Raw genomic sequence first — 14075 nt, 5'->3', positions numbered from 1 at the left:
CCGAGCAGCTTCGTCATCGCGGCCTATTCATTCTGCTGCGGCGGCAGACGCTTCGGAGGAATTTGTCCATTCCCGGTCTCCTGTTTGTTTTCGCATTTTCGCGCTGCCGTAGTATAATACGAATAAGCTGTTTACAAGCTGCTGCGATAACGGATGGGAAGGGAGCGAGACGTTATGTGGTATCGATTATGGTCGCTGCGCCGCTGGGGTCACGTCTTCAGCCGAATCGTTCCGATTTTGAATTCGCCGAAGGTGCCGCTGGGTGAGAAGCTGTTGTTTGCCGTTCCTGTGCTCATCTACATTGTGATGCCGGACGTGCTGCCTTATTTGCCGATCGACGATGTGGCCGTCACCCTGCTGATGATGAACTGGTTCACCAGCCGGGCGGAACGGAAATACGGCGCTTGAAACCTTGAATCTTGAAATATAAGAAAGGACCTGACGGCTCGCTTGACGCCGTACAGGTCCTTTTGTTTTTTTATCCCATTCGCTCCGGCCCGTATTCCTCCGCCGGCATGCGAATCCACTTTTGCAAATAGCCTTGCTCGTACAGCGCTTTGATCAAAATGATCAGGATCGGAGACAAGATCAGGCCGGCTACACCGAACAGCGATAAGGATATGATCATGAACGACAGCATCGTAAATGCCGATACCCCCAGCGAATCGCCGGTAATTTTCGGTTCCAGAATTTGTCTTACGGTTACGACGATGCCGAGCAGGACGGCGAGCCAGATGGCGAGCGACGTTTGTCCGACGATAAGCAGGTAGATGATCCATGGGATAAACAACGTCGATACGCCCAGCAGCGGCAGCACGTCGAACACGGCCGACAGCAGGGCGATCGAGAACGCGTTCTTCACGTCCAGCGCGAGCAGGGCGATGAAGACGACGACGAACGTCAGACTGATCAGCTTCGCCTGCGCCTTGACATACGTGACGATGCCGGCGAGTACGTTCTCTCGCAAAAACTGAAATGCCGTCTTGAACGTACGCGGCGTCTTCTCGCTGGCCGTCTTCTTCCACGATTCGATCTCGCTGCTGAGGAAGTAGGCAAGCACGACGCCGATCACAAAGTTTACGACGATCGTGGAAATGGACGTAATCGCATTAAACGTAGCGGTGAGGAACTCGCGGACGATTTCCGTCGCCTTCTTCGTAATTTCCGCCGAATATTCTTTCAGCTTGTCGAGCAGCTCCAGCTGCGTCGGCAGGGAGCCGAACCGGTCGTTCAACTCGTCGGTGCGCTGCACGATCTGCTTCTCCAGCACGGCGGCATAATCCGGCAGCTTATCCTTCAGGCTAATGATTTGCGTCGTGAAGATCGCGCCCGCTCCCGTGATGAGGCCGAGGATGATGAGGATGAACACCACCGTGGCGATCGCCGATGCAATCGATTTCTTGAGCCCCCGCCGGTGCAGGAAGCGGGCGAGGGGCTCGATGATCATATAGATGATGAACGCCCAGAAGATCGGCGTCGCGATGCGGTACAGGTAGCTGAACACGAACATGAACAAGTAGACCGTCACGACGAGCAGCGCGATATCGAAGATCGTCTTGTAATATTTTTTATAAAAGGAAAGCATCCTTCCACCTCGGCACCGTAATACCGGAGCGCCTATGCGCGCCCTCGGCTTGATTTCTTGCAGCTTCGACGCCGGATGAAGTCTGTCCCGCTGCGGGAGACAGTGCTTGCGGCGGGCGCAGCAGTCCGGCGATCCGCTTGCGGACGCCGAAATTGCGGTGGCGCGGCCGTGCGGCTCGTACCTTCCAGTTTATAGGATTGCGCGACCGATCGCAACAAACCCCGCAGCGGCAATGGCGTAGCAGGTATTGCTTTCGAGCCCGGCTTTCTATACAATGGACTAAAACATAACCGGTAGGAGATGTACCCGATGAATTGTAAAATTTCGCGCAATGCGGCAAAAAAAATATTGGAAGAGCTGGAGCAGGAAGAGGACAAGTCGCTCAAAGTCCGCGTCTATATTACGCACTCACACGGAGACCATGCTCACTATGGCATGAGCCTGGACACACCGACGGACAAAGATGTGGTCGTATCGACCGACAAGAACATTGATGTTATTCTCGAGAAGGACCAACCGTTGCTGGATGGCATCCGGATCGATTATTTCTACGTGCCGGAAGAAGGCTTTGCGATCACCAATCCGAGCAAGGGCAACCACGGCGACCACTAACAGCCGGAAGAATAGCTCTTCAAGGAAAGGAACATCTGCATGGCCAACGATATTCGTGTTTGCGACAAATGCAAGCACATGAAAATGAAAACGGCGCTGCCCAAGCTGCAAAAGATGGCGCCCGACGCCGACATCAAAGTCGGCTGCAAATCGTACTGCGGTCCTTGCTCGCGGTTCGCCTTCATCTTTATTAACGGACGCTATATTACCGCCCCTACGGAAGACGAGGTCATCGAGAAGGCACAGAAGTACGTAAAAAAATAACGATAATCGGTCGATTGCGACAGACCGGACGCACAGGACTCATTGGCCCGATTAGGGCGAAGGAGTCCTGTTTTTTGTTACGGCAAAAACACGTATGGGCAAGAGCGAGCTCTTCTTGTATAATGAAACTCTATTTAATTAACCATTGGTATATAAGGAGAGCTGCCCGTGCTGGCACAACTTAGAATTTTCAGCTCCGGACGAGTGGCCTCGTTTCTGAAGCAATATCATCCGATCGTTCATCTGCTGCTTGTCGGCACGGTTATGGCGCGGATGGCTTCCTCCATGAGCATGCCCTTTCTGGCGATTTATTTATCCCGCGAATCGCAGCTCAGCCCGCTGCTGATCGGCGCGATTATCGGGCTCGGCTCACTGGCGGGGACGGCCGGAGGCTTCGTGGGCGGCGCCTTGTCCGACCGGTTCGGACGCAAAGCGATCATGATGACCGCCTTGCTCGGCTGGGTCGTCGTCTTTGCCGGATTCGCCCTCGCGAAGGCGACGCTGGCGTTCATGCTGCTGAATATGCTGGGCGGGCTGTGCCGGTCGCTCTATGAACCGGTGTCTCAAGCGCTCATGGCGGACGTGACGGAGAAGGAGAAGCGCCTCAAGGTATTCTCGCTGCGCTACATCGCTATCAATGTCGGCGTAGCCGCAGGTCCGCTGCTCGGCGCCTATGTCGGCGCGTTCGAAGCATGGCTCCCGTTTCTCGTGACCGCCGTTATTTACTTCATCTATGCGGTGATCCTGTACGTCTGCCTTCACCGGTTCGGCATACGCGCAATTGAGGGCGAGCAGCGTACAACCGTGACGGTCCGTTCGGCATGGCGGGTCGTCGCAAGCGACCGCGTCTTCGCCTGTATATTGCCGGGGGGATCATCGGAGCGATCGGCTACTCGCAGATGACGGTGACGCTGTCGCAATATGTAGAGCAAAACGTGGCCAAAGGCGCGACATTGTTTGCCCTGCTCATGAGCTTGAACGCGGTCGTCGTCGTGCTGCTCCAAGCGCCGATTTCCAGATGGGCGGATGGGCGGACACCGATCGTGGCGATCGTCACGGGAAACCTCATGTTCGCGCTCGGCGATATCGGCTACGCGTTGTCGCACAGCTGGACGGCGTTCATGGTTTCAATGTTTCTGTTTACGCTCGGCGAAATGTTGAATTATCCGGCGGCGAACGTACTGATCGACCGGCTGGCGCCCGACGGCATGCGGGGAACGTACTTCGGGGCGCAATCGTTTTCCAATATAGGCCATTTTATCGGTCCGCTGCTCGGCGGCTATCTGCTGTCGAATTGGGGCGGAAGCCGGCTGTTTTTGTTGCTGGCTGTCGTGACCGTATTCGGCTCCTATTTTTATTGGAGAGGCTGCCGATTAAACAAAATAGTTCGAAAGTCCCTTTGAAATTGAATGAATTGAGAACAAAGGATCATGTTAACCATAGGTCTAATCTTTTATTCTTTATATAGTTAAGAAGAAACAAAAGGAGACAAATTTCGATCTCGATTTCGGTCTCGATAAAGGCAAACCGGACGAAAGTCCGTGACGCAAAGCTACAGGGGCTAAAGCGGTTGTCGAGCCATGCCAGCCAGTTGTCGAAGGAACGGCGATGACGTATTGATAGACGGACTCCCGTTACTGCAGTTTTGCGACGGAGGGGTCTTTTTTGTTTTGGAAAAGGAGCGTTTGACAAGGATGTCGGATAAAACTTGGAATATTATGACTCGGAGAGGCTTTTACACGAAGATCGGTTCCGATTTGATCGGAGTGTACGCTTCCGCCGAAGGGCCGAAGCTGTTCATTAACCGGGATGAGTATGAGCTCATGTCGTCTTGCTGGGACGTGGAGATGGTCGCAGGCAGACGTCAGCATATTATTAATTTTTACTGGTGCGGCGAAGTAAAGCTTTCCTTGCGGTGCGAAGCCGAGAGCAACTTGTTTATGTCGCTGTACGACTACCTGGGATGCAGGCCGCTGGCCGCGCGCAACGCGTAAAGAAACGCTGCATCGTTTGCAACGACCGAAAGCCGACTGTGTTCGCCGCAGCCGGCTTTTTTGCTATGTGGGACGGGTATGTTAAAAGTTGGTCTTTACTTCATCTATTCGTAAACTATATTATAAATGCATCAAGCAAAACCGCTGAAAGCTATACCACCTTGGAAGGGACTGCCCTACATGTCACAAGTATTGTCCGTTAACATCGATGAACTGGCCGAAATCGCCAAAGCGCTTTCCTCCGAGCTGCGCATTGAAATATTTAAAGCGATTCAGAAGAAGAAGATCAATGTCAACGAAATTGCGGAAATGTTCAATTTGCCCGCTTCGACGGCGACCGTCAACGTGAAAAAGCTGGAGGAGGCGAAGCTGATCCGCACGGAATTGATTCCGGGCATCCGCGGCTCGCAAAAAGTATGCTCGTCGCTCTACGACCGGATGCTCGTCGATTTCGGGAAAACGGAGAAGGAGGACCCGGCGAACTATCAATATATTAGCATGCCGATCGGCCATTACGTCGACTGCGATATGATGCCGACCTGCGGTCTTGCTTCGGAAACGGGGCTGATCGGCTTTTACGACGATCCGCGCAGCTTTTACGAGCCGGAGAAGGTGAACGCGCAAATTTTATGGTTTCGGCAAGGCTTTGTCGAATACCGGTTCCCGAACAAAATTCCGTTCAACAGCCGGCTGACCGGCATCGAGGTGTCCATGGAGCTGTGCTCGGAAGCGCCGCTGTACAACAAGGATTATCCTTCCGATGTTACCGTGTGGATTAACGGGATCGAGCTCGGCACCTGGATGAGTCCGGGAGATTTCGGCGGGGAGCGGGGCTTGCTGACTCCGGCGTGGTGGGAGACGCATGTCACGCAATACGGCGTGCTGAAAAAATGGATGGTAACGACGGAAGGCACGTTTATCGACGGAACGCAGGTTTCGGATTTGACCGTCAGCGATCTGGCTATCGATGGGAAGCATTCGTTCTCCTTGTGCATCGGAGTTAAGCCGGAGGCGGTCAATCAGGGCGGCTTGAACTTGTTCGGCCGCAAGTTCGGCAATTACGATCAAGATATACTGCTGCGCATGGACTACGAACCGAAGAAAAGAGACGCCTATTCCTCCTAAAGGAGTAGGTCTTTGCCCATTAGTTCAATGAATGTTGTTACGAAACAAAAATATAAAAATAGAAATGGTGGGATGTACAATGAATGCGGTTGCAAAAAAACGGATTAGACGTTGGTTTGGGTTCCTGCTATCGTGCCAGCTTCTGCTGGCCGGATGCAGCATGAAGGAAGCGCCTTCCTCCGTGAAGGAGGCCAGCGATTCAGCCCCTCCGGCTTATTATCAAAATCCGCTGCTCAAAAACGCGGCCGATCCGGGGGTCCTGAAAGCTTCGGACGGCAAGTATTACGCTTACCCGACTGGAGGCAACAAGTTCGAAGCGTATTCCTCGCGCGACCTTGTCCACTGGAGCAAGGAAGGGGTTGCTCTGAGCGGCAAGGAGCTGAAGTGGGCCAACACGAAATTTTGGGCGCCCGAGGTCATTGAGCGAAGCGGCAAATATTATATGTTTTTTTCGGCGGCGGCGGACGACGGCGTTCCCAAAATATCGGTCGCGGTCAGCGATTCGCCGAAAGGACCGTTCAAGCACCCGAGCGAGAAGCCGTTGTTCGATTTCGGCGTTGGCACGATCGATCCGTACATATTTCAAGACGACGACGGCAAAACGTACATGTATTATACGAAGAACCTCTTTGAGGTCGGAGACCACAAGGAAAGCCATATTTATGTGGCGGAGCTGGCGCCTGACCTGCTCTCGGTCAAAGGAGAGCCGAAGCTGCTGCTCAAGCCGGAGCAGGCTTGGGAAGTGGCGAGCGGGAAAATGCGCTGGAATGAAGGAAGCTTCGTGCTTAAACGCAACGGGACGTACTATTTGATGTACTCGGCCAACTGTTACTGCGGCAGAGCGTACGCGGTAGGCTACGCCACATCGAAGCAGGCGACCGGTCCGTTTACGAAGTATGCGAACAATCCGATCCTGAACGCTCCCTATAAAGAGGTGTCGGGTACCGGACATCACAGCGTGACGGCTTCCCCAGACGGGAAAGAATTGTTCATCGTATATCACACCCATATCGACCCTGCCAAAGGCGGAGGGGCGAGGCAGTTGAACATCGACCGCATGGGCATTGCGCCGGACGGAACGCTCTACGTGAACGGTCCGACGATGACGAAGCAGCCGATGCCCTCCGGCGTCTCGGAATGGAGCAATATCGCTCCGGAAGCGACCGTCACGGCCAGCTCTGCGAACAAGTCGTTTCCTGCGGACAACGTCAAGGACGGCATGTATGCGATGGCCGTGAAGAACGGCAAGGGCGAATGGGTAACGGAAGGGGAGCCGGAAGGCTCATGGATCAAGCTGGATTGGAGCAGCCCGCGGGAAATATCCGACGTACTGCTGTATGACAGTGCGGATACGCGCAGAGCCCTGCTTTCCGGCAAGCTGTATGTCGATGGCGATAAAACGCCCCTGACCGTAACGTTTCCCAAAGAACCCGGCGCTGCGGCGATCGTAACCGTCGGCAGGAAAAATGTGAAGTCTTTGAAGCTGGTCATCGATCAGACGCTGCTGGCTGGAAAAGAAACCGGTCTAGCGGAAATGATCGTTTTGGGCAAAGATCATATTTTAAAGCAATAAATATTGTAATAAAGCAATCATGATTGCAACAAAGAATTGACGTGGCGGAAAGCGATCGGTTATTCTTTTAATGAAGTTAATAAATATGAATTGAAGCAATAATTATTGAACTAATGAGAGAGATCATTACGGATCGGATGGGGAGGTTAACGACCAATGCACAGGCAGCAATACCCGCGTCCTCAGTGGGTCAGGGAACAATGGCTGAATTTGAATGGAACATGGGAATTTGATTATGACGATCGGGATGAGGGAGAAGCGGAACAGTGGTATGAGCGTCACGAATATGCGCGCCGCATCGAAGTTCCATTTTGTTACCAGAGCGCCTTAAGCGGCATCGGAGAAACCGATTTTCACGATATCGTCTGGTATCGCAAAGAAACAGCAATACCCGAAGCGTTCCGGGGCAAGCGCATTCTGCTTCATTTCGGCGCGGTCGATTACAGCAGCAAGGTGTGGGTTAACGGCCGGCTGCTCGCCGTTCACGAGGGAGGGCATACGCCGTTTACGGTCGATATTACCGATGCCCTTCCGCCCGGCGAAGGCAAAGCTTCCATCGTCGTCAGAGCGCAGGATTACAGCAAGGACGTTACGCTGCCGCGCGGCAAGCAATATTGGAAAGAAACGTCCGAGTCGATCTTTTACACAAGGACGACCGGCATATGGCAAACCGTATGGATCGAGCCCGTGGAACCGGTACATATCGCCAAGCTTAGGCTGACGCCGAACATTGACGAGAACGAAATTCAGATCCGCACGTTCCTCTCGGCACTTCCCGCAAACGCTTCGGCGCAGCTGCAGATCCGCGTTACCTTCGAGGGGCAGCCGGTCGCCAGAATCAGCACGGACGTAACCGAGCGGGAGGTCAGCCGCACCATCAAGCTTAACGACTTCAACGACCACGGCCTCGGCCGCTGGTGGACGCCGGAGTCTCCGAATTTGTACGATGTCGAGCTTACGCTTGAGGTGGACGGGACGATTGCCGATAAGGGCGCCGCTTACTTCGGCATGCGCAAAATATCGATCGTGGATGGCAAGCTTTGCCTGAACAACCGGCCTTATTTTATGAAGCTGGTGCTCGACCAGGGCTATTTTCCCGACGGCCTGCTGACCGCACCAACCGACGAGCAGTTGAAGAGAGATGTCGAGCTGACGAAGCAGATGGGCTTTAACGGCGCAAGGAAGCATCAGAAGGTGGAGGATCCCCGGTATTTGTATTGGTGCGACCGTCTGGGCTTGCTCGTGTGGGGGGAGATGGCCAACGCCTATGATTATTCCGAGGCTTACGCCGCAAAGTTCACCAAGGAGTGGCTCGAGGTACTCGAGCGCGATTACAATCATCCGTGCATTGTGGCATGGGTTCCGCTGAATGAAAGCTGGGGTGTGCCTCGCATCCTGGTCGATGCGAAGCAGCAGCACCATGCGCTGGCCATGTACCATCTGACCAAGTCGATCGATTCGACGCGTCCGGTCATGTCCAACGACGGCTGGGAGCATGTCAAGTCGGACTTGTGCACGATTCACGATTATGAAAGCAAGGCTTCCGTATTGACGGAAAGATACAGCTCCGTGGCGAACGCGTTAGCGAGCAAGCCGGCCAAACGTTGGATTTACGTGCCGGGATACGATTACCAGCAGGAGCCGATTATCGTGTCCGAGTTCGGCGGCATTTCTTTCCGCAAAGGAGCGCAAGAAGGCTGGGGCTACTCGGCAGCAAGCGACGAGGAAGATTATGTCCGGCGTCTGGCGGACGTCGTTCATCCGCTGCTGAATTCGCTTGACGTGCAGGGCTACTGCTATACGCAGCTGACCGATGTGGAGCAAGAAATTAACGGACTGCTCACCTACGACAGACAGCCGAAAATTCCGCTCGAATGGATCAGGCTGATCAATGAAGGCGGCTATCCCGCTCTGTTGGCGAAGAACGAATCGTTGCGCACCCCGACAAAGCCGCAGACCTCATCATAGGATAAAATAAGGAAAAAGTGGTACCAATCAAGCGGAAGCCGGCTTTAGATAAGCGGCTTTCCGCTTTTTTTTGCGCTAGGCAGCCATGAAGCTTTATGATAAAACGTATGGCACGCACTGGAAGGAACGATGAAGATCCAACGAAATCGCGAATCGGCATGTAACCTTTTGGGTCGAGAGCGGCACTTCTATGATAGCAAGACAGAAAGGAAATGAGTCATCGTGCTGCAGTGGATCGAAAAGGCAAGGCAGGGAGATCGGGATGCGTTTGAGCGGCTTGTGCGGCAATATTCGGCCATGGCGTACGCTGTGGCCTACGACAAGCTGCGTGACGCGCATTTGGCCGAAGATGCGGTACAGGAGGCATTCGCGGAAGCGTTCCTCCATTTGCACAAGCTTCGGGAGCCGGAGGCGTTTCCGGGCTGGTTCAAAGCGATCGCCCAGCGCCGGTGCAATCGGCTGCTTCGCAGGAAGCGGCATTTGACGGCACCGCTGCATGAAATGGATCAAGTCGCCGGATCGCAGCTGAGCGTGTCTGAGCTCGCGGAGCGCAACGAAATGCACAGCGGGCTTCATGCATCGATCGCTCATTTGCCCTCTAACTTGCGAATCGCCGTTCAGCTGTTTTATTTTCACGGTTATTCCCTGCAAGAGATTTCGGCTTACACGGGAACGAAGGTGCCCACGTTGAAAAAGCGGCTTTACGACGCCCGCAAGAAGCTGAAGGGGATGCTGCCCGTCGCCGATGTGGTTTCGATGTTTCATGATTTGTACGAAGGAGGAGAGCGTGCGATGCTTCATATAGTCAATGGGGATTCCGTAGCGGAGAAGCTGCGGCAGGGCGTCGTCCAAGGCGATATTCTCGTATGGCGCGAAATATACCCGGAGGGGCCGGTCACAGTGGGACCGCTGCGTCCTGAGGAACGAGAGCTGCGGGCAAGCTACTTGGAACAAGCGATGGGAATCCCAAGCGCGGAGTTCATTCGTCTCAGCGAAGCGCAAGAAATCGAATTGAGCGATTTCGGAAAATACAAAGACGTCGTACTCTGGTTCGAGCATGATTTGTTCGATCAGACGATGCTCTGTTACTTGCTTCATTGGTTCGCTCGTCAAACGATGGGGAAGACGACGTTAAGCTTGCTCAGCATCGGCGCCTTTCCGGGAATCGAGCTGTTCCGCGGGCTCGGTCAGCTGTCGGTGAGCCAACTCAAAACATTATCGGGCACATGGCAGTCCATTGGACAGGCGGAGCTGGCGCTCGGCAGCACCGTATGGGAGGCGTACTGCGCTCCCGATCCCGAACCGCTGGCACGGCTCATTAGCGAACAACATACGGCAGTGCTGCCGTTTGTACACGATGCCTTTCAGCTTCATTTGTCGAGATTTCCGTCTACGTTTAACGGACTAGGCGTTGTGGAGCAGACGACGCTGGAGCTCGTGCTCCGCGGCGTGAACCGGCCGACGGACTTATTCGAGCAAGCGGGCAATCAACTGAACGATCTCGGCATGGGCGATCTTCAATATTGGCGCTGCCTGGCGCTCATGTCGCAAGGTCCGGCGCCGCTCCTTACGCTGGAAGGCTTGGATACGACGTTTCCAAGCTACTCGGCTCCTTCGCCATCCTTTCGCCAGTGTACGGTCGCGATGACGGGGCTAGGTGAGCGCGTGCTGGAAGGGAAAGAAGATTGGATCGCAGCGAACGGGATCGACGTACGGTACGGCGGCGTCCATCTCCAGGGGCGGTCCGTGCCGTGGCGATGGGATCGTACGAAGCAAACTATCGTTGCCGCCCGACGGTAAAATCACGGCTATAGCAGCCTAACGGCGCCATATACTTTCGCCGACGGGCGCTCGTAAATAAAGCCTCCGGCTCCGCTTTGGATCAGCGGAGCCGAAGGCTCGTTGGGGCATTTCGTCCGATAGCAGATGGGTCCGGCGTTCCGGTCAAGCGGAAGTTCGCCTGCCTTGCTGCGGAGTTACTGCTCCGGCTTGCGCCATCCGTACAGCCCGCCGGGCGCGAAAAATTGATACAGCGCGCATTCGATGCGCCCGTTGAACAGCTTGCGCTTCTTGTCGGCGGTACGGCCCATATAATGCTCGAGCTGCTTGTTCGGGCTCAGCACAAAAGTCGACCATGTCGGCAGATGCACATAGACCGATCCGAGCTGGCGAAGCGCCTTCTCCACTTCCTTGGAGTCGCCGAGCCGTTCGCCGTAAGGCGGATTCGTGATGATGCAGCCGTAGTCGCCCTCCGGCCGCGCTTTGCCTACCGGCAGCGCCGAGAAGCGAAGCTCCTTCGCGAGCCCGGCCGATTTGGCCGCGGCCATCGCCACATCGATCGCCGCGGGGTCAATGTCCGAGCCGGCGATCGCAAGCGGCACGTCGTCGCGTACGAGATCGAATGCTTCCTCGCGGGCCTGCTGCCACAGCGTCTCCGGGACGAGCGGCCACGCTTCGGCGTTGAAGCTGCGCCGAAGCCCCGGCGCGAGGTTCCAGGCGATCATCGCCGCCTCGATCGGGATCGTGCCCGACCCGCAGAACGGGTCGTACAACGGCCGCTCGGCCTGCCAGCGGCTCAGCAGGATGAGCGCAGCCGCCATCGTTTCCTTCAGCGGCGCTTCCGTTACAAGCTTGCGGTAGCCGCGCTTATGCAGCCCGGGACCGGTCGTATCGAGCGTCAGCGTCGCCACATCGTTCAGCAGCGCCACCTCGATCACGAAGCGCCCGCCCGTCTCGCGGAACCATTCGGTGCCATACCGCTGCTTCATTTTCTCCACGACCGCTTTCTTCACGATGCCTTGACAGGCGGGCACGCTCGACAGCTGCGATTTGTGCGAACGCCCTTCCACCGGAAATTCCGCATCCTCCGGAATCCAGTCCGGCCATGGCAGCGCCTTGGTGCCTTCGAACAGCTCGTCGAACGTCCGCGCCTCGAACTGGCCCATTTTGACCAGGACGCGGTCGGCGGTCCTAAGCCATAAATTGGCGCGGCAGATGGCCATTGCGTCGCCGACAAAGGTAACACGGCCGTTCTCGACCGTCACCTGGTCATAACCGAGATCGCGGACCTCGCGGGCCACGATCGCTTCAAGCCCCATGGGGGCGGTAGCTATCAATTCTATCGTTGGGGAAGCCTTAAGCATAACGAATTTCCTTTCATTTCATCGAATCGTCGTTAGTTGAAGTCTGTTTGGAAAAGCCATACAATAACCTAGTATAGGCGATTGGACTCGAATACACAACGACCGCCGGCACAGGCAGGCGTATAATTCGCAAGGAGGATGGTGGAGGATGGAGCGACTGACCGGAGAGCAGTATGCGGAATCGTTATTCGCCAAGGATGAACAGCTGGAGCGGGTCAAAGAAGGCCTTCGCGAAAGCGGAATAAGGGACATTTCTATCGCGCCGGGCTACGGAAGATTGCTGACGCTGCTGGTGAAGATGATCGGCGCCAGGCAGGTGCTGGAGATCGGAGCGCTTGGCGGCTACAGCGGCATTTGCCTTGCCCGCGGCTTAGGGGCGGACGGCAAGCTCGTATCGCTGGAGCTGGTACAGAAATACGCCGATGTGGCGCAGAAGCATTTGCAGCAGGCGGGGCTCGGAGACAAGGCGGAATACCGCGTCGGCGAGGCGCTCGACAGCCTTGAGGCGCTTGCCCAGGAAGGACGCACGTTCGATTTGTTTTTCATCGATGCGGACAAAGGCAATTACCCGAACTACCTCGAGTGGGCGATCAAGCTCGCAAACCCGGGAGCGATCATTGTCGGAGACAATACGCTCATGCACGGCGAGACGATGGATCCGAATGTCAAAGGCAACCGCGTCGTCAAAATGCGCGAGTTCAACGAGCGGATCGTGCGCGACCCGCGGCTGGAGGGCGTAATCTTGCCGGCGTACGACGGGCTTGCGATCGCGAGAGTGAAGTAAGCAAATGCCGGCTGGCAGGGCCGGTGAACCAAATAAGCATGCATGAATAAAGAAGGGGCCAGCCGAATGGGGATTTCACTCGGCTGCCCCTTTTTTCGCGTACACATCATTCATGCCGCCGGCAAGCGACTGATGCCGGTCAATCGAACATGAAATCGTACGCATCGTAGTCCTTGCGCAGCCGCCCCGGCGGGATGCCGAGCGATTTGCGGAACACTTTGCTGAAGTAATTGACGTCGGTATAGCCGATTTCATGCGAAATCCGCTCCAGCGGCCAGTCGGTTGTCCGCAGCAGCTCCACCGCTTTTTCCATACGCTTGCGTGTCAAGTATTCGACCGGTGTTTTGCCGACGGACCGGTTGAACAGCTTGATCAGATGATATTTGGATACGCCGAGATGGCGGGCGAGCTCGGCGAGGCTTTTTAGTTCGTAATATCGTTCGTCGATGAGCCGGACTGCTTGCGTCACAATTTCCGGCCATGCCTTGGGCATTCCAAGCCCTTTGCCGTACCGGTAAAGTTCCATCAGAAACTGATAAGCGAGCGTAGACAGTTTGTACGCGTCGCTTATTTTTTTGGAGCTCGCCTCCTGGTAGATGTGGTTCGCGAGCCGAATGGGGCTGGAGTGCTCGGAGAAGTGGTGCACGCTGCCGAGCTGGCCGGCGAAAAAGGACCAGCATTTGGGGGCTTCGCTGCCGTCGAACGACAGGAACAAGCACTCGTAATCGTTGCTTTCCTCCGGAATGTAATAATGGTAATCGCTGTGAAACGGCACAAAAAAACCTTTCCCGGGGTCGAGCGGAAACACCTGGTCGCGGATCCGGATGGCTGCCTGGCCGGCCACGGTATATTGGAACAAATACGCGCCGCCGTGGTCTTTGCGGGTCATCCCGGCATGGCTGTAATCCGACGTTTGTCTTTCTCTCCCCACTGCATACAGGCTGACGGGCAGCGGCGCCGCCGTATCTTGAAAACGAAAAATATAACTTAATCTTTGATTTTCCTGCAGCATCGGTCTCGTTCCCCT

The 14075-nt window shown here is 55.3% G+C and carries 12 protein-coding genes, 1 pseudogene and 1 riboswitch; of the genes and pseudogenes, 10 read left to right on the top strand and 3 right to left on the bottom strand.

Annotated elements, in window-relative coordinates; all coding sequences use genetic code 11:
• The first annotated feature begins 174 nt into the window (after positions 1 to 174).
• Complete coding sequence (locus KXG62_RS13580) at positions 175 to 408, top strand: hypothetical protein (protein ID WP_218092514.1); 234 nt, start codon at positions 175 to 177, stop codon at positions 406 to 408.
• Between the two features lie 70 nt (positions 409 to 478).
• On the opposite strand, the gene ytvI is transcribed toward KXG62_RS13580, so the two are convergent.
• On the bottom strand, positions 479 to 1585 hold the full coding sequence (gene ytvI / locus KXG62_RS13575) for a sporulation integral membrane protein YtvI (protein ID WP_218092513.1): 1107 nt from the start codon (positions 1583 to 1585) through the stop codon (positions 479 to 481).
• A 309-nt stretch (positions 1586 to 1894) separates the two neighbouring features.
• Between ytvI and KXG62_RS13570 the strand changes: the two genes are divergently transcribed.
• The 8 genes and pseudogenes from KXG62_RS13570 (at position 1895) to KXG62_RS13535 (ending at position 10921) form a co-directional block, all read left to right on the top strand.
• Entirely contained in the window at positions 1895 to 2197 is a 303-nt protein-coding gene (locus KXG62_RS13570) for an iron-sulfur cluster assembly accessory protein (protein WP_218092512.1), read from the top strand.
• A gap of 39 nt (positions 2198 to 2236) precedes the next feature.
• A complete protein-coding gene (locus KXG62_RS13565) occupies positions 2237 to 2461 on the top strand; it encodes a YuzB family protein (RefSeq protein ID WP_218092511.1) in 225 nt (74 codons plus the stop codon).
• A gap of 168 nt (positions 2462 to 2629) precedes the next feature.
• Positions 2630 to 3864 (top strand): annotated as a pseudogene (locus KXG62_RS34640) (MDR family MFS transporter).
• 108 nt (positions 3865 to 3972) lie between these two features.
• Positions 3973 to 4060, top strand: a riboswitch (cyclic di-GMP riboswitch).
• A 95-nt stretch (positions 4061 to 4155) separates the two neighbouring features.
• Positions 4156 to 4455 carry a hypothetical protein gene (locus KXG62_RS13555; protein ID WP_218092510.1) on the top strand — a complete coding sequence of 100 codons (300 nt, stop codon included), beginning with the start codon at positions 4156 to 4158 and terminating at the stop codon, positions 4453 to 4455.
• Between the two features lie 180 nt (positions 4456 to 4635).
• Complete coding sequence (locus KXG62_RS13550) at positions 4636 to 5580, top strand: ArsR/SmtB family transcription factor (RefSeq protein WP_218092509.1); 945 nt, start codon at positions 4636 to 4638, stop codon at positions 5578 to 5580.
• 79 nt (positions 5581 to 5659) lie between these two features.
• Positions 5660 to 7153: a glycoside hydrolase family 43 protein gene (locus KXG62_RS13545; RefSeq protein WP_218092508.1), complete on the top strand. Its 1494-nt coding sequence runs from the start codon at positions 5660 to 5662 to the stop codon at positions 7151 to 7153.
• 156 nt (positions 7154 to 7309) lie between these two features.
• Entirely contained in the window at positions 7310 to 9121 is a 1812-nt protein-coding gene (locus KXG62_RS13540; RefSeq protein ID WP_218092507.1) for a glycoside hydrolase family 2 protein, read from the top strand.
• A gap of 222 nt (positions 9122 to 9343) precedes the next feature.
• Positions 9344 to 10921 carry a sigma-70 family RNA polymerase sigma factor gene (locus KXG62_RS13535; RefSeq protein ID WP_218092506.1) on the top strand — a complete coding sequence of 526 codons (1578 nt, stop codon included), beginning with the start codon at positions 9344 to 9346 and terminating at the stop codon, positions 10919 to 10921.
• 176 nt (positions 10922 to 11097) lie between these two features.
• Here KXG62_RS13535 and KXG62_RS13530 read toward each other — a convergent pair whose 3' ends face one another.
• Positions 11098 to 12264, bottom strand: coding sequence for a THUMP domain-containing class I SAM-dependent RNA methyltransferase (locus KXG62_RS13530; RefSeq protein WP_218092505.1), 1167 nt, complete (start codon positions 12262 to 12264; stop codon positions 11098 to 11100).
• Between the two features lie 148 nt (positions 12265 to 12412).
• Here KXG62_RS13530 and KXG62_RS13525 point away from each other — a divergent pair, with 148 nt between their 5' ends.
• A complete protein-coding gene (locus KXG62_RS13525; protein ID WP_218092504.1) occupies positions 12413 to 13048 on the top strand; it encodes an O-methyltransferase in 636 nt (211 codons plus the stop codon).
• 139 nt (positions 13049 to 13187) lie between these two features.
• Here KXG62_RS13525 and KXG62_RS13520 read toward each other — a convergent pair whose 3' ends face one another.
• Entirely contained in the window at positions 13188 to 14060 is an 873-nt protein-coding gene (locus KXG62_RS13520; RefSeq protein WP_218092503.1) for a helix-turn-helix domain-containing protein, read from the bottom strand.
• Positions 14061 to 14075: the final 15 nt, after the last annotated feature.

It is taken from the genome of Paenibacillus solanacearum, assembly GCF_910593845.1.
In the GTDB taxonomy this organism is placed as follows: Bacteria; Bacillota; Bacilli; order Paenibacillales; family NBRC-103111; genus Paenibacillus_G; species Paenibacillus_G solanacearum.
This window is presented reverse-complemented; position numbering and strand designations above follow the sequence as displayed.

Coding starts and splice junctions, on each gene's coding strand:
- KXG62_RS13580 (WP_218092514.1), top strand. CDS start 175: ATGTGGTATCGATTATGGTCGCTGCGCCGCTGGGGTCACGTCTTCAGC.
- ytvI (WP_218092513.1), bottom strand. CDS start 1,585: ATGCTTTCCTTTTATAAAAAATATTACAAGACGATCTTCGATATCGCG.
- KXG62_RS13570 (WP_218092512.1), top strand. CDS start 1,895: ATGAATTGTAAAATTTCGCGCAATGCGGCAAAAAAAATATTGGAAGAG.
- KXG62_RS13565 (WP_218092511.1), top strand. CDS start 2,237: ATGGCCAACGATATTCGTGTTTGCGACAAATGCAAGCACATGAAAATG.
- KXG62_RS13555 (WP_218092510.1), top strand. CDS start 4,156: ATGTCGGATAAAACTTGGAATATTATGACTCGGAGAGGCTTTTACACG.
- KXG62_RS13550 (WP_218092509.1), top strand. CDS start 4,636: ATGTCACAAGTATTGTCCGTTAACATCGATGAACTGGCCGAAATCGCC.
- KXG62_RS13545 (WP_218092508.1), top strand. CDS start 5,660: ATGAATGCGGTTGCAAAAAAACGGATTAGACGTTGGTTTGGGTTCCTG.
- KXG62_RS13540 (WP_218092507.1), top strand. CDS start 7,310: ATGCACAGGCAGCAATACCCGCGTCCTCAGTGGGTCAGGGAACAATGG.
- KXG62_RS13530 (WP_218092505.1), bottom strand. CDS start 12,264: ATGCTTAAGGCTTCCCCAACGATAGAATTGATAGCTACCGCCCCCATG.
- KXG62_RS13525 (WP_218092504.1), top strand. CDS start 12,413: ATGGAGCGACTGACCGGAGAGCAGTATGCGGAATCGTTATTCGCCAAG.
- KXG62_RS13520 (WP_218092503.1), bottom strand. CDS start 14,060: ATGCTGCAGGAAAATCAAAGATTAAGTTATATTTTTCGTTTTCAAGAT.